The sequence below is a fragment of the Burkholderia sp. RF4-BP95 genome (genome assembly GCF_001521985.1).
Classification (GTDB): domain Bacteria; phylum Pseudomonadota; class Gammaproteobacteria; order Burkholderiales; family Burkholderiaceae; genus Burkholderia; species Burkholderia diffusa.
In genome coordinates this window covers 86980-104703 of the sequence record NZ_LOSX01000092.1, presented here as the reverse complement: position 1 = coordinate 104703, position 17724 = coordinate 86980, and the positions used below count along the sequence as shown (strand labels likewise).

The 17724-nt window shown below is 66.9% G+C and carries 19 protein-coding genes; 12 read left to right on the top strand and 7 right to left on the bottom strand.

The annotated features are described in order from the left end of the window. The first annotated feature begins 58 nt into the window (after positions 1–58). From WS46_RS31745 to WS46_RS31735, 3 genes are all read left to right on the top strand, one after another. Complete coding sequence (locus WS46_RS31745) at positions 59–1231, top strand: mechanosensitive ion channel family protein (RefSeq protein ID WP_059529770.1); 1173 nt, start codon at positions 59–61, stop codon at positions 1229–1231. A gap of 33 nt (positions 1232–1264) precedes the next feature. Beyond that, entirely contained in the window at positions 1265–2440 is a 1176-nt protein-coding gene (locus WS46_RS31740) for an AAA family ATPase (RefSeq protein ID WP_059693302.1), read from the top strand. Positions 2441–2725: 285 nt separating this feature from the next. Continuing rightward, entirely contained in the window at positions 2726–3790 is a 1065-nt protein-coding gene (locus WS46_RS31735) for a glycosyltransferase family 4 protein (RefSeq protein WP_059529776.1), read from the top strand. 99 nt (positions 3791–3889) lie between these two features. On the opposite strand, the gene WS46_RS31730 is transcribed toward WS46_RS31735, so the two are convergent. From WS46_RS31730 to WS46_RS31720, 3 genes are all read right to left on the bottom strand, one after another. After that, positions 3890–4477 carry a YSC84-related protein gene (locus WS46_RS31730; protein ID WP_059449922.1) on the bottom strand — a complete coding sequence of 196 codons (588 nt, stop codon included), beginning with the start codon at positions 4475–4477 and terminating at the stop codon, positions 3890–3892. A 226-nt stretch (positions 4478–4703) separates the two neighbouring features. Then, positions 4704–5165 (bottom strand): hypothetical protein, encoded by a 462-nt coding sequence (locus WS46_RS31725; RefSeq protein WP_059464355.1) that lies wholly within the window; start codon positions 5163–5165, stop codon positions 4704–4706. Positions 5166–5482: 317 nt separating this feature from the next. After that, the gene (locus WS46_RS31720; protein ID WP_044843641.1) at positions 5483–5773 is read right to left on the bottom strand and encodes a PsiF family protein; all 291 of its coding nucleotides are present in this window, start codon (positions 5771–5773) and stop codon (positions 5483–5485) included. 271 nt (positions 5774–6044) lie between these two features. On the opposite strand from WS46_RS31720, the gene WS46_RS31715 reads away from it, so the two are divergent. Next, on the top strand, positions 6045–7067 hold the full coding sequence (locus WS46_RS31715; protein WP_059693300.1) for an asparaginase: 1023 nt from the start codon (positions 6045–6047) through the stop codon (positions 7065–7067). Between the two features lie 83 nt (positions 7068–7150). Here WS46_RS31715 and lysM read toward each other — a convergent pair whose 3' ends face one another. The 4 genes from lysM to gcl all read right to left on the bottom strand — a co-directional run bounded on the left by lysM (position 7151) and on the right by gcl (position 11655). Further along, positions 7151–7621 carry a peptidoglycan-binding protein LysM gene (gene lysM / locus WS46_RS31710; RefSeq protein WP_021162125.1) on the bottom strand — a complete coding sequence of 157 codons (471 nt, stop codon included), beginning with the start codon at positions 7619–7621 and terminating at the stop codon, positions 7151–7153. Positions 7622–8077: 456 nt separating this feature from the next. Then, positions 8078–8971 (bottom strand): 2-hydroxy-3-oxopropionate reductase, encoded by an 894-nt coding sequence (locus WS46_RS31705; RefSeq protein WP_059693297.1) that lies wholly within the window; start codon positions 8969–8971, stop codon positions 8078–8080. Positions 8972–9025: 54 nt separating this feature from the next. Then, positions 9026–9835, bottom strand: coding sequence for a hydroxypyruvate isomerase (hyi, locus tag WS46_RS31700; protein ID WP_011657073.1), 810 nt, complete (start codon positions 9833–9835; stop codon positions 9026–9028). Between the two features lie 44 nt (positions 9836–9879). Beyond that, the gene (gcl, locus tag WS46_RS31695) at positions 9880–11655 is read right to left on the bottom strand and encodes a glyoxylate carboligase (RefSeq protein ID WP_059693294.1); all 1776 of its coding nucleotides are present in this window, start codon (positions 11653–11655) and stop codon (positions 9880–9882) included. A 172-nt stretch (positions 11656–11827) separates the two neighbouring features. On the opposite strand from gcl, the gene WS46_RS31690 reads away from it, so the two are divergent. The 8 genes from WS46_RS31690 (at position 11828) to WS46_RS31655 (ending at position 17674) form a co-directional block, all read left to right on the top strand. Continuing rightward, entirely contained in the window at positions 11828–12739 is a 912-nt protein-coding gene (locus WS46_RS31690) for a LysR family transcriptional regulator (RefSeq protein WP_059529794.1), read from the top strand. A gap of 162 nt (positions 12740–12901) precedes the next feature. Continuing rightward, the gene (locus WS46_RS31685) at positions 12902–13549 is read left to right on the top strand and encodes an RNA polymerase sigma factor (protein WP_059529797.1); all 648 of its coding nucleotides are present in this window, start codon (positions 12902–12904) and stop codon (positions 13547–13549) included. Continuing rightward, a complete protein-coding gene (locus WS46_RS31680; RefSeq protein ID WP_059693292.1) occupies positions 13539–14438 on the top strand; it encodes a zf-HC2 domain-containing protein in 900 nt (299 codons plus the stop codon). The genes WS46_RS31685 and WS46_RS31680 overlap by 11 nt, the downstream gene beginning before the upstream one ends. Positions 14439–14681: 243 nt before the next feature. Then, positions 14682–15056 carry a 30S ribosomal protein S6 gene (rpsF, locus tag WS46_RS31675; protein ID WP_006755436.1) on the top strand — a complete coding sequence of 125 codons (375 nt, stop codon included), beginning with the start codon at positions 14682–14684 and terminating at the stop codon, positions 15054–15056. Between the two features lie 40 nt (positions 15057–15096). Further along, positions 15097–15396 (top strand): primosomal replication protein N, encoded by a 300-nt coding sequence (priB, locus tag WS46_RS31670; RefSeq protein WP_006486250.1) that lies wholly within the window; start codon positions 15097–15099, stop codon positions 15394–15396. A gap of 4 nt (positions 15397–15400) precedes the next feature. Continuing rightward, entirely contained in the window at positions 15401–15676 is a 276-nt protein-coding gene (gene rpsR, locus WS46_RS31665; protein WP_004193360.1) for a 30S ribosomal protein S18, read from the top strand. Positions 15677–15703: 27 nt separating this feature from the next. Then, positions 15704–16156, top strand: coding sequence for a 50S ribosomal protein L9 (gene rplI, locus WS46_RS31660; RefSeq protein WP_047900882.1), 453 nt, complete (start codon positions 15704–15706; stop codon positions 16154–16156). Positions 16157–16291: 135 nt separating this feature from the next. Continuing rightward, positions 16292–17674 carry a replicative DNA helicase gene (locus WS46_RS31655; RefSeq protein WP_044847233.1) on the top strand — a complete coding sequence of 461 codons (1383 nt, stop codon included), beginning with the start codon at positions 16292–16294 and terminating at the stop codon, positions 17672–17674. The last annotated feature ends 50 nt before the right edge of the window (positions 17675–17724 follow it).

Genomic DNA, 17724 nt, shown 5'->3' with positions numbered 1-17724 from the left:
CGCCGACGCATCCAGGACGAGGCCGCCGCGCCTCATAACCGAAGCATCCCGGGCGCCGATGATTTCAATCGAGGAATTGCAGCGCATCGCCGATGCGCCATTGCATGCGTGGCTCGGCACGCTGGGCGTGTCGGTCATCGTCGTGCTTGTCGTCGTGATCGTGCACCGTGTCGGCGCACGCATCGTCAAGCGCATCGCGCAACCGTATCCGTTGATGAGCGTGATCCTGCGCTACATCGACAAACCGTCGCTCGTCACGCTCGCGCTGCTCGCGCTCGAGTTCCTGTGGATCCAGGCGGACGAAGGCATGTCGTTCGTGGGCGGGATGCGCACCGCGGCCGCGGTCGGCTCCATCGTGTCGCTGACCTGGCTGCTGGTGCGGCTCGCGGCCGGCGTCGGCGACGCGATCATCCAGGCCCATCCGATGGACGCGGCCGACAATCTCCACGCACGACGCGTCCACACGCAGGCCAAGGTGCTCGTGCGGACCGTCATGGTGCTGATCGTGATCATCGGCACCGGCGCCGCGCTGATGACGTTCCCGAACGTGCGCCAGGTCGGCGCGAGCCTGCTGGCGTCGGCCGGCGTCGCGGGGCTGGTTGCCGGCATCGCCGCGCGGCCGGTGCTCGGCAACCTGATCGCCGGGCTGCAGATCGCGCTCACGCAGCCGATCCGGCTCGATGACGTCGTCGTGATCCAGGGCGAGTGGGGCCGCATCGAGGAAATCACGGGCTCGTTCGTGTCGGTGCGGCTGTGGGACCAGCGCCGGCTCGTCGTTCCGCTGCAGTGGATCATCGAAAACCCGTTCACGAACTGGACGCGCAGCAGCTCGGAGATCATCGGCACGGTGTACCTGTCGGTCGACTACCGCACGCCGCTCGCGCCGCTGCGCGAGGAGCTCGCGCGGCTCGTCCATGCGGCGCCCGAGTGGGACGGCCGCGTGCAGGTGCTGCAGGTGACCGACGCGACCGAGCGCACGATGCAGTTGCGCGCGCTCGTCAGCGCGGCCGACTCGTCGGCGTGCTGGGATCTGCGCTGTCGCGTGCGCGAGGGCTTGATCGCCTACCTGCAGGCGCGTTTTCCGCAATGCCTGCCGCGCAGCCGGATGGAGCTGTATCCGCACGATGCGGCGCTGGACGAGCCGAACCCCGAACGGCCGCATGCGCGCCCGCCCGCCGCCAGCACGGCGGCCAACACCGCGGCCGATCCGAAGGCCACCGAAGGCCGCTGAACGCGTGCCGACACCCGCCGCCATTTCCTTTCCATGACCGCGCTGAACACGCTCGCCATCGCCAACTACCGCTCGCTGCGCGAGCTGATCGTGCCGCTCGCGGCGCTCACCGTCGTCACGGGGCCGAACGGCAGCGGCAAGTCGAGCGTGTACCGCGCGCTGCGGCTGCTCGCCGATACGGCGCAGGGGCGCGTGATTCCGTCGCTCGCGCGCGAAGGCGGGCTGCCGTCGACGCTGTGGGCCGGTCCCGAGCGCTTTTCGCGCGCCATGCTGAGCGGCGAAATGCCGGTGACCGGGACGGTGCGCAACGGACCCGTGAGCCTCAAGCTCGGTTTCGCGGGCGACGATTTCGGTTATGCGATCGATCTCGGCCTGCCGGTCCCGAGCCGTTCGCAGTTCTCGCTCGATCCCGTCGTGAAGCGCGAATGCATCTGGGGCGGCGCGCTGCTGCGCCCGTCGACGCTGCTGGTCGACCGGCAGGGCGCGCAGATTCGCGCGCGCACCGCGTCGGGCGACTGGCGCACGGTGCCGCAGCCGGTCGCGAGCTTCGACAGCATGATGACCGAGTTCGCCGATCCGGTCGGCGCGCCGGAGATGATCGCGGTGCGCGAGCGGATCCGGTCGTGGCGCTTCTACGACCATTTCCGCACCGATGCGCAGGCGCCGGCCCGGCAGTCGCACATCGGCACCCACACGCCGGTGCTCGCGGACGATGGCGCCGACCTGGCCGCGGCGCTGCAGACGATTCGCGAAATCGGGGATGCCGCCGCGCTCGATGCGGCGATCGACGATGCGTTTCCCGGCGCCTCGATCGACATCGACAATCCGGGCGGCCGCGGCCGCTTCGACGTGCTGATGCGCCAGCCGGGGCTGCTTCGGCCATTGTCGGCCGCCGAGCTGTCGGACGGCACGCTGCGCTATCTGCTGCTCGCGGCCGCGCTGCTGACGCCGCGGCCGCCCGCGCTGATGGTGCTGAACGAACCGGAGACGAGCCTGCACCCCGATCTGCTGCCGGCGCTCGGCCGCCTGATCGCGCAGGCCGCGCAACGTTCGCAGGTGCTGGTCGTGTCGCACGCGGCGCGGCTCATCGCGACGCTCGAACGCGAGGCCGGCTGCGAGTCGCTGGTGCTCGACAAGCAGCTCGGCGCGACCGTGCTCGTCGACGCGGATACGCGCGACCTGCCGCCGTGGAAGTGGCCGTCGCGCTGACGGGCGGGGCAGTGTGCGCGGCCCGCCGGCGACAGGCCGTCGGACGGTCGCCGCCGGATGCCCGCCGCGCCGGCCCGGCCGCCCCGAAGCGGTATGGGCGGCCTGCGGGCGAATGTATCCTGTCTGTAACAACGCCCATAAAATGAAAGCCCGATGCTTCCGGGCATCGGGATCGCGAATAATAATGAGATATTCGGCCGGCGCGATGCCGGCCGCATGCCGCACGCAGCGCGGCGTGCATCTGCCCCCCGTGCCGGCCGACCGAGGACACAGGAGACGTGGACCATGAGAATTGCCCAGATCGCCCCGCTGACCGAATCCGTGCCGCCGAAGCTGTACGGCGGCACGGAACGCGTCGTGTCCTACATCACCGAGGCGCTCGTCGACCTCGGCCATGACGTGACGCTGTTCGCCAGCGGCGATTCGACGACCCGGGCCAGGCTCGAACCGGTGTGGCCGCGCGCGTTGCGGCTCGACTCGTCGATCCGCGATCGCGTCGCCCCGCACATGCTGCTGATGGAGACGGTCGCGCGCCGCGCGAAGGATTTCGACGTGCTCCATTTCCACATGGACTACTACTCGTTTTCGGTTTTCAACCGGCAGGACACGCCGTACGTGACGACGCTGCACGGCCGGCTCGACCTGCCGGAGCAGCAACCGGTGTTCGACACGTTCAACACCGCGCCGGTGATCTCGATCTCGAATTCGCAGCGCCAGCCGCTGCCGCAGGCGAAATGGCTGACGACCGTGTACCACGGGCTGCCCGACGCACTGTACCTGCCGCAGCCCGTCGAGCCGCGCTATCTCGCGTTCCTCGGCCGCATCTCGCCGGAGAAGCGGGTCGACACGGCGATCCGCATCGCACGCCAGTGCGGGCTGCCGATCCGGATCGCAGCGAAGATCGACGCGGCGGACCAGGAATACTTCGAACGCGAGATCAAGCCGCTGTTCGCCCTCCCGCACGTCGAATACATCGGCGAGATCGCCGACCACCAGAAGGCCGAATTCCTGTCGGGCGCGCATGCGCTGCTGTTTCCGATCGACTGGCCGGAGCCGTTCGGTCTGGTGATGATCGAGGCGATGTCGTGTGGCACGCCGGTGATCGCGTTCAATCGCGGCGCGGTGCCGGAAGTGCTGGACGAAGGCGTGTCGGGCTTCATCGTCGAAGACGAAATCAGCGCGGTGGCCGCCGTGAACCGGCTGCACCTGCTGCCGCGCGCACGCGTGCGGCAGCGCTTCGAGGAGCGCTTCACGTCGCGGCGGATGGCGCAGCAGTATGTCGACGTGTACCAGTCGCTGATTCGCGCGCAGAAGCGCTCGCGCTTCAAGGTGATCGATTCGACGACCTGACGCGTCACGCGCGCGGATAAAAAAACGGCGATGCCCGCAAGGACATCGCCGTTTGTACATCGTCCGCGCGCGGTGCGCACGGGCGAGGACGCCTCGGCGTCAGATCTTCAGCTTCGTGACCTTCGTGCCGTTGATCGACACGTCGCCCATCAGGCCGGCATTGGTCAGCACGATGACCTGGACCGGCGCGGTGGCCGTGGTCGTGTCGACCGCGCCGTTCGCGCCCATCTTCACGAGCGCGACCGATGCACCGGCGCCGGCTGCCCAGCCGTCCGAGCCGCGGAACTCGTCGAGCGCTTCCTGCGTCATGAACAGGAACACGATCGCCTTCGACTGCGCGCCGGCCTGCAGGCCGACCGACAGCGACGACGTGTTGTAGTAGCCGACCGTGCTGCCGCCGACGCGCAGCGCGCCGTTGCCCGTCTGGCCGCCGACGATGAAGCCTGCCTGGATCACGTCCGGGAACACGAGCACGCCGCGCGACTTCGCGACGAGTTCGCGCGAACCCTTGACCGTGGAATACATGCGCGACAGCGTTGCATCGACGCTCGAGTCGATCGCCTGACGCTTCGACGCGTTGGTCGCGGCATTGTCGGGCTTGTCGGGGGTGGTGGTGCAACCGGTGAGCGCAAGGCTGCCGACGATGAGCGCAGCGGCGGCTTTCAGCACAAGGTTCCGTTTTTGCATCGTTCTTCTCCATCGGGTGATGTTCGGAGTGAGTCTCGCTCAAGGAGCGGATCACGTCGGCAGTTATATCACAGTGGATTACAACCCCTTTTCATTCGCGCATGAAAAGGCGTCAAATCGTTTTGGGGTGTCGCGGCGCGCCAACGGACGGACCGGCGCGCGTACGGCGATACGTCGCGCGGCCGGCCGGGACGGCAGGAAAAGGGAAGGGGGGCGTTGCTGCGCGTCAGTGCGGCGTGACGGGCGGTGCCGGCGGGGCGGGCGGCTTGATCGGCGGGCGCCGCAGCGCGCGGCGGATCAGCGCGATCACGACCCCGCACGCGAACAGGAACGCGGCCGGCACGACCCAGTAGCCGACGAATGCGTGCCACAGATAACCGGCGAGCGTATTGCGGCGCACCACGTATTCGTCCCGGGCCGCCTGCTGGCGTGCCGCGTTGGCGGCCAGCACGTCGGCCGGGCAGCCGGCGGCGCGCGCCGCGTCAGGGTCGCCGTGGCACTTCGCGGCGGCGCCTGCCGCCTGCTGTGCATCGGTGAGCTGCCAGGTGGTCAGCGCGAGCTGCAGGTCGGCCTTGTTGTACGCCATTTCCTCGCGGATCTCGCGCACGGCGACAATCGCGACGGGCACGGCCCAGAACACGATCACGATCAGCCAGCGGCGGAACCAGCGGTGTTGTCTCCATGCCATCCATGCCTCCGTTTGACGCGGTGTGCGCGTCCGTCTCGAGGGCGGCCCGATGGCGCTTCTTGTACTTGGGTGGGCCGCGTTGCAGCCATCATAGAAGAAATCGCGGCGAATTGCCGCACCATGTGGCGGCATTCGCACGGCGCGCGCGGGGCTGCGGCGGGAGGGCGGTGGAGCATATGGCGACGGCGGCGATGCCGTCGGCCGGACGGCACGGCGACGCATCCGGCGTCATCGCGCGCGTCGATGCGCGTGCAACGAAAAGAAAAATGCCGCGCCCGCCGAAGCGGTGCGCGGCATTCGCGCGGGAGCGCCGGAACTCAGGCGGCCGGCTGGCTGCTCAGGCAACTCTTCATGAACGCCTTGCGGTCGTCGCCCTTCTTGTCGGCGGCCTGGGTGTTGCAGGCCTTCATCTTTTCCTGCTGCGACATCTTCTTCGCGGGCTTGGCCGACAGGCAGTCCTTCATGAACGCCTTGCGTTCGTCGCCCGTCTTGCCGGCGGCCTGGGTGTTACAGGCCTTCATCTTGTCCTGCTGGCTGTTCGCCGCGAAAGCGGGGGAAGCCAGCATGCCGCCGAGAAGCACTGCGGCTACGAGCGATTGGATTTTCATTTCGACACTCCCATGGGGTGAATTGCGTTTTATATCGACGCCGTCACGAAGCCCGGTGCAACGGAACAGGGTCACATCGCGCCGCGCGCTCCGATTATGGCAAATCAATGTGAAAACACCAAAACGGCATTCCTATAACGCGGCGGGCGGCGTGGCCGTTGACGGCGCGCGCGCGCCGGCGATCGGGACAAACCATGACGCGACGCGTTCGGCTCCGGTCGCGCGCACGTGACCTATCGGATGCCCGCCGCGAGCCATTACAATCGCGGCCATGAATACTCCGAACTCCGCAACTTCTTCGTCCGCGCCGGCGCTGCCGCGCATCGCCGTACTCGCCACCGGCGGCACGATCGCCGGCGCCGCGCCGGACGCCGCCAGCACGGCCGGCTATCAGGCCGGCGCGCTCGGCGTCAATTTCCTGCTCGACGCGGTGCCGGCGCTCGCGTCGGTCGCGCGCATCGATGCCGAGCAGGTCGCCAGCATCGACAGCAAGGATCTCGCGCTGCCGCTGTGGAATACGCTCGCCGCGCGCATCGACGCGCTGATGGCCGATCCGGCGATCGACGGCATCGTGATCACCCACGGTACCGACACGCTCGAGGAGACCGCGTACGCGCTGCATCTGGTCGTGACCGGCGACAAGCCGGTCGTGCTGACGGCCGCGATGCGGCCGGCCACCGCACTGTCGTCCGACGGGCCGCTGAACCTGCTGAACGCGGTGACGGTCGCCGCTCACCCGGCCGCGCGCGGGCAGGGCGTGCTCGTCGCGTTCAACAACCGGATCCACGGCGCGCGCGACGTCGTGAAGACGAGCACTTACGCGGTCGACGCATTCCAGTCGCCGGAACTGGGCGCGCTCGGCTGGGTGCAGGACGGCCGCGTCGAATTCGCGCGCCGCATGACGCGTTCGCGCGATGCGCATCTGGCGATCGCGGCCACGTGGCCGCCGGTCGAAGTTGTCGCGAGCTATGCGGGCGTGACGCGCACGGCCGTCGACGCGCTCGTCGCGGCCGGCGTGCGCGGCCTCGTCGTCGCGGGCACCGGCAACGGGTCGATCCACGCGACGCTGCAGGCGGCGCTCGCCGATGCGGCGAAAGCGGGTGTCGCCGTGGTGCGTGCGTCGCGCGTCGGCTCGGGGCACGTGATGCGCAACGGCGCCGCGAACGACGACGCGCTCGGTTTCGTGAGCGCCGGGTCGCTGAGCCCGTTCAAGGCACGCGTGCTGCTGATGCTCGCGCTCGCGAACGGCATGCACGGACGCGACGCGCTGCAACGCGCATTCGACACGCTGTGACCGCTGGCCGCCGATCGGGCGGCGCGCATGAAAAAAAGGCAGGCCATCGGCCTGCCTTTTTTGCGTCAGTGCTGCGCGAATGCTCAGGACTGCGGCGGAATCACGAGCTTCTGGCCCGGATAGATCCGGTCCGGGCTCGACAGCATCGGCTTGTTCGCCTCGAAGATCGCCGGGTACTTGTTCGCGTCGCCGTACACTTCCTTGGCGATCGCCGACAGCGTGTCGCCCGGCTTCACGTCGTGGTACTGAACTTCCGGATCGTCCGGCTGCAGATCGTCGTCGTTGACGCCCGCGACGCCTTGCACGTTGCCGGCCGCGACCTTGACCTTCGCCTTCGTGTCGAGGTCGGCGACGCTGCCCGACAGCGTGACGGTGCGCGATGCGCCGTCGAACGCGACGGTCAGGTTCGACGTGTCGAGACCTTGCGTGTTGATGTAGTTCTTGATCGCATCGGCCGCGGTCTGGTTCGCGGCATTCGGATCTTCCGCTGCTTGCGCATCGGCGTGACCCAGCAGTTTTTCACCCGCCTCTTTGATAAACGAAAGAAGACCCATCGCTGCACTCCCTAGGTGGTTGAAAAGAAAACGCGCCGTGAAGTGGCGAAAAAAACACCGCGCTGGGTGCGATCACCGGAGTGAGCGCAGGCGCGGCGGATTTCTCGAAAGGCGTGGCGAAAGTGTAGGCGTTCATCGCGACGATTGCATGAAAAATCGCACGCCCGAACGTAAAGAAATGTAATACGCGAAATCCGACAGGCGGACACCCGACGACGACGTCTGACCGACCAAGGCTTCCCCGGCGTCGCCGGGTGCCGCTGCGGACCCCACCACGCCGCTCTCAGCCCAGAGCAGCGTTTTTCGCCCCGCCGTGCACGCATTTCAGCAATGCGCGGCGGGGCGCCCCACCGTGATGCACGCGCAGGCGCGCATCGATGCGACCGGCCGCAGCCGGATCGCGTGTGTGCGTCGCGCGTTCGCCGTTGCAGCGATACGCGCGTCGTTGCGTCGGCGTTACGCGGCCGGCGTCTGGCCGATCTCGAAGTTCGACATGATCTCGAGCGCACGCACGAGTGCCGAGTGATCCCACGCCTTGCCGCCGTGCGATGCGCACACGCTGAACAGCTGCTGCGCGCTCGCCGTGTGCGGCAGTGCGAGGCCGAGCTTGCGTGCGCCGTCGAGCGCAAGATTCAGGTCCTTCTGATGCAGCTCGATGCGGAAACCCGGATCGAACGTGCGCTTCGTCATGCGCGCGCCGTGCACTTCGAGGATGCGCGAGGCGGCGAAGCCGCCCATCAGCGCCTGGCGCACGCGCTCCGGATCGGCGCCCGAGCGTGCGGCGAACAGCAGCGCTTCGCCGACCGCTTCGATGTTCAGCGCGACGATGATCTGGTTCGCGACCTTGCAGGTCTGGCCCGCGCCGTTGTCGCCGACGAGCGTGATGTTCTTGCCCATCTTCTCGAACAGCGGCTTCGCGCGCTCGAAGGCTTTCTCCGGGCCGCCGACCATGATCGTCAGCGTCGCTTCGCGGGCGCCGACTTCGCCGCCGGACACCGGCGCGTCGAGGTAGTCGCAGCCGAGCGCGTTGATCTGCTTCGCGAATTCCTGCGTGTCGAGCGGCGAGATCGAGCTCATGTCGATCACGAGCTTGCCGGCCGTCAGGCCCTTCGCGACGCCGTCGTCGGCGAACAGCACGTTACGCACGTCGGGCGTGTCCGGCACCATCGAGATGATGATGTCGGCGTTCTGCGCGACTTCGGTCGAGTTCGCGACGACCTTCGCGCTGGCGCGCAGGTCGTCGGGAATCGGGAACGCACCGTTCACGACGAGCTGATGATCGCCCTTGAGCAGGTTGCGCGCCATGTGCGCGCCCATGATGCCGAGGCCGATGAAACCGATGGTTGCCATGTGTGAAAGTCTCCTATGGGGGCGTATGTGGGAAAGCCGCGGGAAGGGCGGATCTCAGGCGGCGCGACGCGCCGAGCCCGGTGCGCAGCCGGCGACGCTTTGCAGCCAGCCGAGCCCTTCCGTCGTGGTGGTGCGGGGCTTGTATTCGCAGCCGACGTAGCCGGCGTAGCCGAGCCGGTCGAGCAGCGCGAACAGGAACGCGTAATTGATCTCGCCCGTACCCGGCTCATTGCGGCCCGGGTTGTCCGCGAGCTGGACGTGGCCGATCGATGCGAGGTTGCGTTCGATCGTCGCGGCCAGTTCGCCTTCCATGCGCTGCATGTGATAGATGTCGTACTGCAGGAACAGGTTGTCCGAGCCGACCGCGCGGATCACGTCGAGCCCTTCGGACGAGCGGTTCAGCGCGAAACCGGGGATGTCGAAGCTGTTGCACGGCTCGACCAGCAGACGGATGCCTTCGCGCTTCAGCGCGTCGGCGGCGAAGCGCAGGTTGTCGACGATCGTGACGAACGTCTTGTCGCGCGCCGTGCTCGCCGACGGAATGCCGACGAGGCAGTTCAGCTGCGGCACCTTCAGCGCCTTCGCGTACTCGATCGCACGGCCAACCCCTTCCTGGAACTCGCCGACGCGATCGGGCAGGCACGCGATGCCGCGCTCGCCCTGGTCCCAGTTGCCGGCGGGCAGGTTGTGCAGCACGAGGCGCAGGCGGTGCGTCTCGAGCCGTTCGGCGAGTTCCTCTTTCGCGTACGGGTACGGGAACAGGAACTCGACGGCGTCGAAGCCCGCGTCCGCGGCCGCCTTGAAGCGGTCGAGGAACGGCACTTCGTTGAACAGCATGGTCAGGTTTGCAGCAAACTTCGGCATGAGCTAAGCCTCTTCGGTCGGTCAGTCAAAAAATGTCGTGCGGATCAGTCGAGCATCGAGATCGCGGTCGGCGCGTGTTCGGCCTTCTCGGCGAGTTCCTCGAATTCGTTGATCGCATCGATTTCGGTGCCCATCGAGATGTTCGTCACGCGCTCGAGGATCACTTCGACGACGACCGGCACGCTGAACTCTTCCGCGAGCGCCTGCGCCTGCTTCAGCGCCGGCTCGATCTCTTCCGGCTTGAACACGCGCAGCGCCTTGCAGCCGAGGCCTTCGGCGACCGCCACGTGGTCGACGCCATAGCCGTTCAGCTCCGGTGCGTTGACGTTGTCGAACGCGAGCTGCACGCAGTAGTCCATGTCGAACGCGCGCTGCGCCTGGCGAATCAGGCCGAGGTACGAGTTGTTCACGACGACGTGCACGTACGGCAGCTTGAATTGCGCGCCGGCGGCCAGCTCCTCGATCATGAACTGGAAGTCGTAGTCGCCCGACAGCGCGACGATCGGACGGCGCGGGTCGGCCGCACGCACGCCGAGCGCGGCGGGGATCGTCCAGCCGAGCGGGCCGGCCTGGCCGCAGTTGATCCAGTTGCGCGCCTTGAACACGTGCAGGAACTGCGCGGCGGCGATCTGCGACAGGCCGATCGTGCTCACGTAGCACGTGTCGCGGCCGAACACCTTGTTCATTTCTTCGTACACGCGCTGCGGCTTGACCGGCACGTTGTCGAAGTGGGTCTTGCGCTGCAGCGTGCGCTTGCGTTCCTGGCACTCGGACACCCACGCGCCGCGATCCTTCAGCTTGCCGGCGGCCTTCCATTCCTGCGCGACGGCGACGAACAGCTCCAGCGCGGCCTTCGCATCCGACACGATGCCGAGATCCGGGCCGAACACGCGGCCGATCTGGGTCGGCTCGATGTCGACGTGCACGAACTTGCGGCCCTTCGTGTAGACCTCGATGCTGCCCGTGTGGCGGTTCGCCCAGCGGTTGCCGATGCCGAGCACGAAGTCGGACGCGAGCATCGTCGCGTTGCCGTAGCGATGCGACGTCTGCAGGCCGACCATGCCGGCCATCAGCGGGTGGTCGTCCGGAATCGCGCCCCACGACATCAGCGTCGGGATCACGGGCACGCCGATCGTTTCGGCGAACTGGACGAGCAGGTCTTCGGCCGCCGCGTTGAGCACGCCGCCGCCCGACACGATCAGCGGCTTGTCCGCGTCGTTGAGCATCGCGAGCGCTTTCTCGATCTGCGCGCGGGTCGCCGCGGGCTTGTAGACCGGCAGCGGTTCGTACGTGTCGATGTCGAATTCGATCTCGGCGAGCTGCACGTCGATCGGCAGGTCGACCAGCACCGGGCCCGGGCGGCCCGAGCGCATCAGATGGAACGCCTGCTGGAACACGCGCGGCACCAGCGCGGGTTCGCGCACGGTGACGGCCCATTTGGTGACGGGCTTCGCGATCGACTCGATGTCGACGGCCTGGAAGTCTTCCTTGTACAGGCGCGCACGCGGCGCCTGGCCCGTGATCGCGAGGATCGGAATCGAGTCGGCCGACGCGGAGTAGAGGCCGGTGATCATGTCGGTGCCGGCGGGGCCCGACGTGCCAATGCACACGCCGATGTTGCCCGGCGCGGCGCGCGTGAAGCCTTCGGCCATGTGCGACGCACCCTCGACGTGGCGGGCCAGCACGTGGCTGATGCCGCCCGACTTGCGCATCGCGGAATAGAACGGGTTGATTGCCGCGCCCGGCACGCCGAATGCGGTCTGGATGCCTTCCTTCTCGAGCACGAGTACGGCTGCGTCGACGGCTCTCATCTTGGCCATGAATGTCTCCTTGAATGTGCGGATCTTGCGAATCGGTCTGTTGGGAACACTTTAGGGACGCAGGAAAGGTTTGATAAGATCAGCCGAAGTCGCTTATTTCGAAACTAAAAGTATGGAATGACGGCCGGACGGGGCTTTCCCGCCGGTGTCGGAGCCGGGACGGAGACGGGAGATGGATCGTTTCAAGCAGATCGAGACGTTCGTGCGGGTCGCGGACGCGGGCAGCCTCGCGGCGGCCGCGCTCGAGGAGGGCGTGTCGCCGGTGGTGCTCGGGCGGCGCATCGACGCGCTGGAGAAGCGCCTCGGCGTGAAGCTGATGTACCGCTCGACGCGGCGGCTGGTGGTGAGCGAGGAGGGCGCCGCGTTCCTCGAGCGCTGCCGCGGGCTGCTGTCCGAATGGGACCAGGCCGAGAACGAGCTGGCCGCCGGCCGCCGCGCGGTCAGCGGGCACCTGATCGTGTCCGCGCCGGCCGCGTTCGGCCGCAAGCACGTGGCGCCGCACGCGCCCGGTTTCCTCGTCGACAAGCCGGAAATGCAGTTGTCGTTCAACCTGACCGATCGCGTCGTCGATCTCGTGCGCGAAGGCTACGACCTGTCGATCCGGATTGGCGGCTCGGTCGACCCGAACTTCGTCGCGGTCAAACTCGCGTCGAACCGGCGTGTCGTGTGCGGCACGCCCGACTATTTCCGCCGCCACGGCCGGCCGAAGTCGCTCGATGACCTGCTCAGGCACAACTGTCTCGCGTTCAACCTGCAGGGGGGCCAGAACCGCGGCTGGTATTTCCAGCGCCACGGCAAGATCGTGACGATGCGGGTGGCCGGCAATCTCGACTGCAATGACGGCGAGCTGCTGCATCGCTGGGTGGCGGAAAGCCTCGGGCTCGGCTGGCGCTCGACCTGGGAAATCGCCGCGCAGCTCGAGACGGGCGAACTCGAGACGGTGCTCGACGAATATGCGCTGCCGGACTACGACATCCTCGCGGTCTATCCGCAGCAGCGCTACGTGCCCGCGCGCGTACGCTACTTCATCGACTACCTGCGCGAAGCGTATGCGCGCCCCGGCTACTGGAGCACCACGCCGTAACGGGCGCGGCAGGTTCCGGCATTTTTTTGCGCATCGTCGGCTGCATGCGGGAATAAACTCGACGCAGCGGCGGTAAGGTCATCGAGTGCGCACGCTGCCGGTCTGTCCGGGCACCGGGCGCGGAACGGGCGCGGCTTCGGCCGCCGGGACGAGGGAGGCCATGTGGGGCAAGCCGGACAGGCGGTCGACGAACGGACGGAGGACGACGCGGTCGCGCGCGGCGAGCGGTTTCGCGCGCTCGTGCTGCCGCATCTCGACGCCGCGTACAACCTCGCGCGCTGGCTGAGCGGCAATGCGGGCGACGCGGACGACGTCGTCCAGGACGCGTGCATGCGCGCGCTGCGCTTCGTCGACTCGTGCCGCGGCGACAACGCGCGGCCGTGGCTGCTGACGATCGTGCGCCACACCTGGTACACCGAATGGCGCCGCCGCACCCACGCGCACGAGGTTGCATTGCCCGACACGCTCGACGACACGGAGGTGCCCGACGACTGGCAGCCGGCGACCGAGGATCCGCTCGCGCAATTGCTGCGCGGCGAGAACGTGAGGCTCGTGAATGCGGCGCTCGCGAAGCTGGCGCCCGAATATCGCGAGGTGCTGGTGCTGCGCGAGATGGAGGATTTGAGTTACCGCGAGATCGCGGCGATCGCCGACGTGCCCGTCGGCACCGTGATGTCGCGGCTTGCGCGCGGCCGGCGCAGGCTCGCCGCGCTGCTGGGCGACGCGGCGGCGCCGGCGTCGACGTCCAAACCCGCGCCGGGACGAGCGTCGGCAAGCGGAACCGCATCGGAGGCGATCGATGGACTGTAACGAAGCGCGAGCGTTGCTGGACGCGGACGTCGACCGCGAGCTGTCGGCGCCCGATGCATTGCGCATCCAGCGGCATGTCGAAGGGTGCGACGCGTGCCGCCGCGAACGCGAACGAATCGTCGCGCTGGGGCGGATCGTGCGGCAGGCCGACTATCACCGCGCGCCGAATGCGCTGCGGGCGAGCATCCTCGCGGGGCTGCCGGCGGCGGGCGGCGCGGGGGAGCGCAGCCAAGCCCACGCGGCACCGGGGCCCGACGTGGCGGCGCGGCCGCGGCCTCGACCGAACGGTCGACGCTGGTTTTCATGGCCGACCGGGCGCGGCGAGCCGGCTCGCCCGGCGCCTGCCGGGCCGGGGCCGCGTGTCCCGTCGCTGCCGGGGCTCGGCTGGGGCATGGCGCTGGTGATCGCGCTGGCCGCGGCCGCCGGGATGGTGGTGTCCGCGCGCCACGCCGAAACCGGCCAGACGGTCGACGAACTGGTCGCGAGCCACGTTCGGGCCGGCCTGTCGGCGCGCAACATCGACGTGATCTCGACCGATCGGCATACGGTCAAGCCGTGGTTCAACGGCCGACTCGACTATGCGCCGCCGGTCGAGGATCTGTCGGCGAGCGGTTTCCCGCTGGCCGGCGGGCGGCTCGACTACGTCGGGCGGCGCCGCGTCGCTGTGCTCGTCTACCGGTACCGGCAACACGTGATCGACGTGTACGTGTGGCCGGCCGGTGTCGGGCGGCAGGCTGCGCCGTATGCGGCCGTGTCGCAGGGTTACGCGCTCGACCGCTGGGATGCGGCCGGGATGACGTGGTGGGCCGTGACCGACGCCGAACCGTCGGCGCTGGACGCGTTCAGGACGGCGCTCGACGCGCGGCTGGGCGGGGCGCGCAGCGAGTGACGGCAGGCCGCGTCGCCGGGCGCGTGATCCCATGCGCGATGCTCCGTCCCCGATTCATGAACAGGCGCGCCGACGGCCTTTTCGGCTGTCGGCGCCGTTCAAGTCTTTGAAAACATGGCCGAATCCGGTCGGAAATCGTCGATCGGTGTTGCATGCGCCCCGTATCCGGGTTAGAATCCTCGGCTTCTCACTTGCCACACCGGTTCAGACGCCCGGGTGGCTTTAATCCACAAGGAGTGTGTAATGCGTCATTACGAAATCGTATTCATCGTGCACCCCGATCAGAGCGAGCAAGTGCCCGCGATGATCGAGCGTTACAAGACCACGATCACGACGCACGGCGGCCAGATCCACCGTGTCGAAGACTGGGGCCGTCGCCAGCTGGCCTACATGATCGAGAAACTCGCGAAGGCTCACTACGTCTGCATGAACATCGAGTGCGACCAGACGACGCTCGACGAACTCGAACACGCGTTCAAGTTCAACGACGCCGTGCTGCGTCACCTCATCGTCAAGATGAAGAAGGCCGAGACCGGCCCGTCGCCGATGATGAAGGAAGTTCAGCGCGAAGAAGCCAAGAAGGCGGCTGCAGCTCAGCCGACCGAAGCGCAGGCTTAAGTTCGTCACTCATTAAGCCATCAAGGAGCGCGCCACTCACGTGAACAGGTTGCAATTGACGGCGAGCGTCGTCGAACGCGCACCGGTGCGATATACGCCGGCAGGTGTTCCGATCGCAAGCGCCACGTTGCATCACCGCACGGAAGTCGTCGAAGCAGGCATTCCCCGTCAGGTCGAAATGACGATCGAGGCGGTGGCGGCCGGTGAGGCGAGCGGCAAGCTGGAAAGTCGTGAAATGGGCGTCGAAACGCTGTTCACGGGCTTTCTGGCAAAGAAGAGCCGCAACGCGAGAACCTTGGTGTTTCACATCACTGCATTGCAGGACATAGGAAAGGACTGAAATCATGGCCCGCCCGACTGGTAAGAAATTCGACAAGCGTCGTCAGCAACAAAACCCGCTCTTCAAGCGCAAGAAGTTCTGCCGTTTCACGGCTGCCGGCGTCGAGCAGATCGACTACAAGGACACGGAAACGCTGAAGGACTTCATCGGCGAAAACGGCAAGATCACGCCGGCTCGTCTGACGGGTACGAAGGCGCACTATCAGCGTCAGCTGGACACGGCAATCAAGCGTGCGCGTTTCCTCGCGCTGCTGCCGTACACCGATCAGCACAAGGCGTAATCAGGCGACGCAATAAGGAGAATTCGAATGCAAATCATTCTGTTGGAAAAAGTCGCCAATCTGGGCAACCTCGGCGATATCGTCAAGGTCAAGGACGGTTACGCTCGCAACTTCCTGATCCCGAACCGCAAGGCTCGCCGTGCAACGAAGGAAGCGATCGCCGAATTCGAAGTTCGCCGCGCTGAACTCGAAAAGATCGCCGCTGAAAAGCTGGCGGCATCGCAGGCAGTCGGCGAGAAGCTGAACGGCCAGTCGTTCGAAATCACGCAGAAGTCGGGCGTTGACGGCCGTCTGTTCGGCTCGGTCACGAACGGCGACGTCGCGGAACTGCTGAAGAAGGCAGGTTTCGAAGTCGAGAAGCTGCAAGTTCGCATGCCGGAAGGCCCGCTGAAGATGATCGGCGAGCACAACGTTCAGGTCGCGCTGCACACGGACGTCGTCGTCGACGTCACGGTCAACGTGATCGGCGACCACGCGTAAGCGTATGCAAGCTTTCCGGGCGGCTTCCGCCGTCCGGACAAGGGCAGGCGCCCGGGCAACCGGGGCCTGCCTTTTTTATTGCCCGATCGCCGGAGCGGTAGCGCTGCCGCGATCAATTCGCGATAATCCCAACCCATGAACGCGCCGCAAGATCCTCAAATCGAATCGCTGAAAGTCCCGCCGCATTCGGTCGAAGCCGAGCAGTCGGTGCTCGGCGGCCTGTTGCTCGACAACGCGGCATGGGACCGGATTGCCGACTTCCTGTCGCAGGGCGACTTCTATCGCTACGACCATCGGATCATCTACGAGCACATCGGCCGGCTGATCGCATCGACGCGCCCGGCCGACGTCGTGACCGTGTACGAAGCGCTGACCACGTCCGGCAAGGCCGACGACGTCGGCGGCCTCGCGTACCTGAACGCACTCGCGCAGAACACGCCGAGCGCCGCGAACATCCGCCGCTACGCGGAAATCGTGCGCGACCGCGCGGTGCTGCGCCGGCTCGTGTCGGTCGCCGACGAAATCTCGGCCGACGCGTTCAATCCGCAGGGCAAGGAAGTTCGCCAGCTGCTCGACGAGGCCGAGTCGAAGGTGTTCTCGATCGCCGAAGAGGGCGCGCGCGGCAACCAGGGCTTCCTCGAGATCGGCCCGCTGCTCACGCAGGTCGTCGAGCGCATCGACACGCTGTATCACACCGCGAACCCGAGCGACGTCACGGGCACGCCGACGGGCTTCGTCGACCTCGACCGGATGACGTCCGGGATGCACGGCGGCGAACTGATCATCGTCGCAGGGCGGCCGTCGATGGGTAAGACCGCATTTTCGATGAACATCGGCGAATACGTCGCGGTCGAGTACGGGTTGCCGGTAGCCGTGTTTTCGATGGAAATGCCGGGCACTCAGCTTGTGATGCGTATGCTCGGTTCGATCGGCCGGCTCGACCAGCACCGGATGCGAACCGGCCGGCTGACGGACGAAGACTGGCCGAAGCTGACGCACGCGGTGCAGAAGATGAGCGAGGCGCAGCTCTTCATTGACGAGACGGGCGGCCTGAACCCGATGGAATTGCGCTCGCGCGCGCGGCGCCTGGCTCGGCAGTGCGGCAAGCTCGGCTTGATCATCGTCGACTACCTGCAGCTGATGTCGGGCTCGTCGCAGGGCGAGAACCGCGCGACCGAAATCTCGGAAATCTCGCGATCGCTGAAGAGTCTGGCCAAGGAGCTGGACGTGCCGGTGATCGCGCTGTCGCAGCTGAACCGCGGGCTGGAACAGCGTCCGAACAAGCGTCCGGTGATGTCCGATTTGCGTGAATCGGGCGCAATCGAACAGGACGCGGACGTGATCCTGTTCATCTATCGTGACGAGGTCTACAATCCGGACAGCCCGGACAAGGGTACGGCCGAAATCATCATCGGCAAGCAGCGTAACGGCCCGATCGGACCAGTTCGGCTCACGTTCCTGGGCCAATACACGAAGTTCGACAACTTTGCGGGGGCGCAGAACTTCTACGGCGAGTAACACTTCTTCGCCAGATGTAAACCGTTATTTCACCAAGCGTTGTATCCAAT

What these genes read in the sequence shown, in the direction of transcription:
- WS46_RS31720 (WP_044843641.1), bottom strand. Translation starts at nt 5,773, where the DNA reads ATGAAAATCCAATCGCTCGTAGCCGCAGTGCTTCTCGGCGGCATGCTG.
- WS46_RS31690 (WP_059529794.1), top strand. Translation starts at nt 11,828, where the DNA reads ATGGATCGTTTCAAGCAGATCGAGACGTTCGTGCGGGTCGCGGACGCG.
- rpsR (WP_004193360.1), top strand. Translation starts at nt 15,401, where the DNA reads ATGGCCCGCCCGACTGGTAAGAAATTCGACAAGCGTCGTCAGCAACAA.
- WS46_RS31745 (WP_059529770.1), top strand. Translation starts at nt 59, where the DNA reads ATGATTTCAATCGAGGAATTGCAGCGCATCGCCGATGCGCCATTGCAT.
- rpsF (WP_006755436.1), top strand. Translation starts at nt 14,682, where the DNA reads ATGCGTCATTACGAAATCGTATTCATCGTGCACCCCGATCAGAGCGAG.
- WS46_RS31655 (WP_044847233.1), top strand. Translation starts at nt 16,292, where the DNA reads ATGAACGCGCCGCAAGATCCTCAAATCGAATCGCTGAAAGTCCCGCCG.
- WS46_RS31730 (WP_059449922.1), bottom strand. Translation starts at nt 4,477, where the DNA reads ATGCAAAAACGGAACCTTGTGCTGAAAGCCGCCGCTGCGCTCATCGTC.
- WS46_RS31680 (WP_059693292.1), top strand. Translation starts at nt 13,539, where the DNA reads ATGGACTGTAACGAAGCGCGAGCGTTGCTGGACGCGGACGTCGACCGC.
- lysM (WP_021162125.1), bottom strand. Translation starts at nt 7,621, where the DNA reads ATGGGTCTTCTTTCGTTTATCAAAGAGGCGGGTGAAAAACTGCTGGGT.
- rplI (WP_047900882.1), top strand. Translation starts at nt 15,704, where the DNA reads ATGCAAATCATTCTGTTGGAAAAAGTCGCCAATCTGGGCAACCTCGGC.
- WS46_RS31735 (WP_059529776.1), top strand. Translation starts at nt 2,726, where the DNA reads ATGAGAATTGCCCAGATCGCCCCGCTGACCGAATCCGTGCCGCCGAAG.
- WS46_RS31725 (WP_059464355.1), bottom strand. Translation starts at nt 5,165, where the DNA reads ATGGCATGGAGACAACACCGCTGGTTCCGCCGCTGGCTGATCGTGATC.
- WS46_RS31740 (WP_059693302.1), top strand. Translation starts at nt 1,265, where the DNA reads ATGACCGCGCTGAACACGCTCGCCATCGCCAACTACCGCTCGCTGCGC.
- hyi (WP_011657073.1), bottom strand. Translation starts at nt 9,835, where the DNA reads ATGCCGAAGTTTGCTGCAAACCTGACCATGCTGTTCAACGAAGTGCCG.
- WS46_RS31715 (WP_059693300.1), top strand. Translation starts at nt 6,045, where the DNA reads ATGAATACTCCGAACTCCGCAACTTCTTCGTCCGCGCCGGCGCTGCCG.
- WS46_RS31705 (WP_059693297.1), bottom strand. Translation starts at nt 8,971, where the DNA reads ATGGCAACCATCGGTTTCATCGGCCTCGGCATCATGGGCGCGCACATG.
- gcl (WP_059693294.1), bottom strand. Translation starts at nt 11,655, where the DNA reads ATGGCCAAGATGAGAGCCGTCGACGCAGCCGTACTCGTGCTCGAGAAG.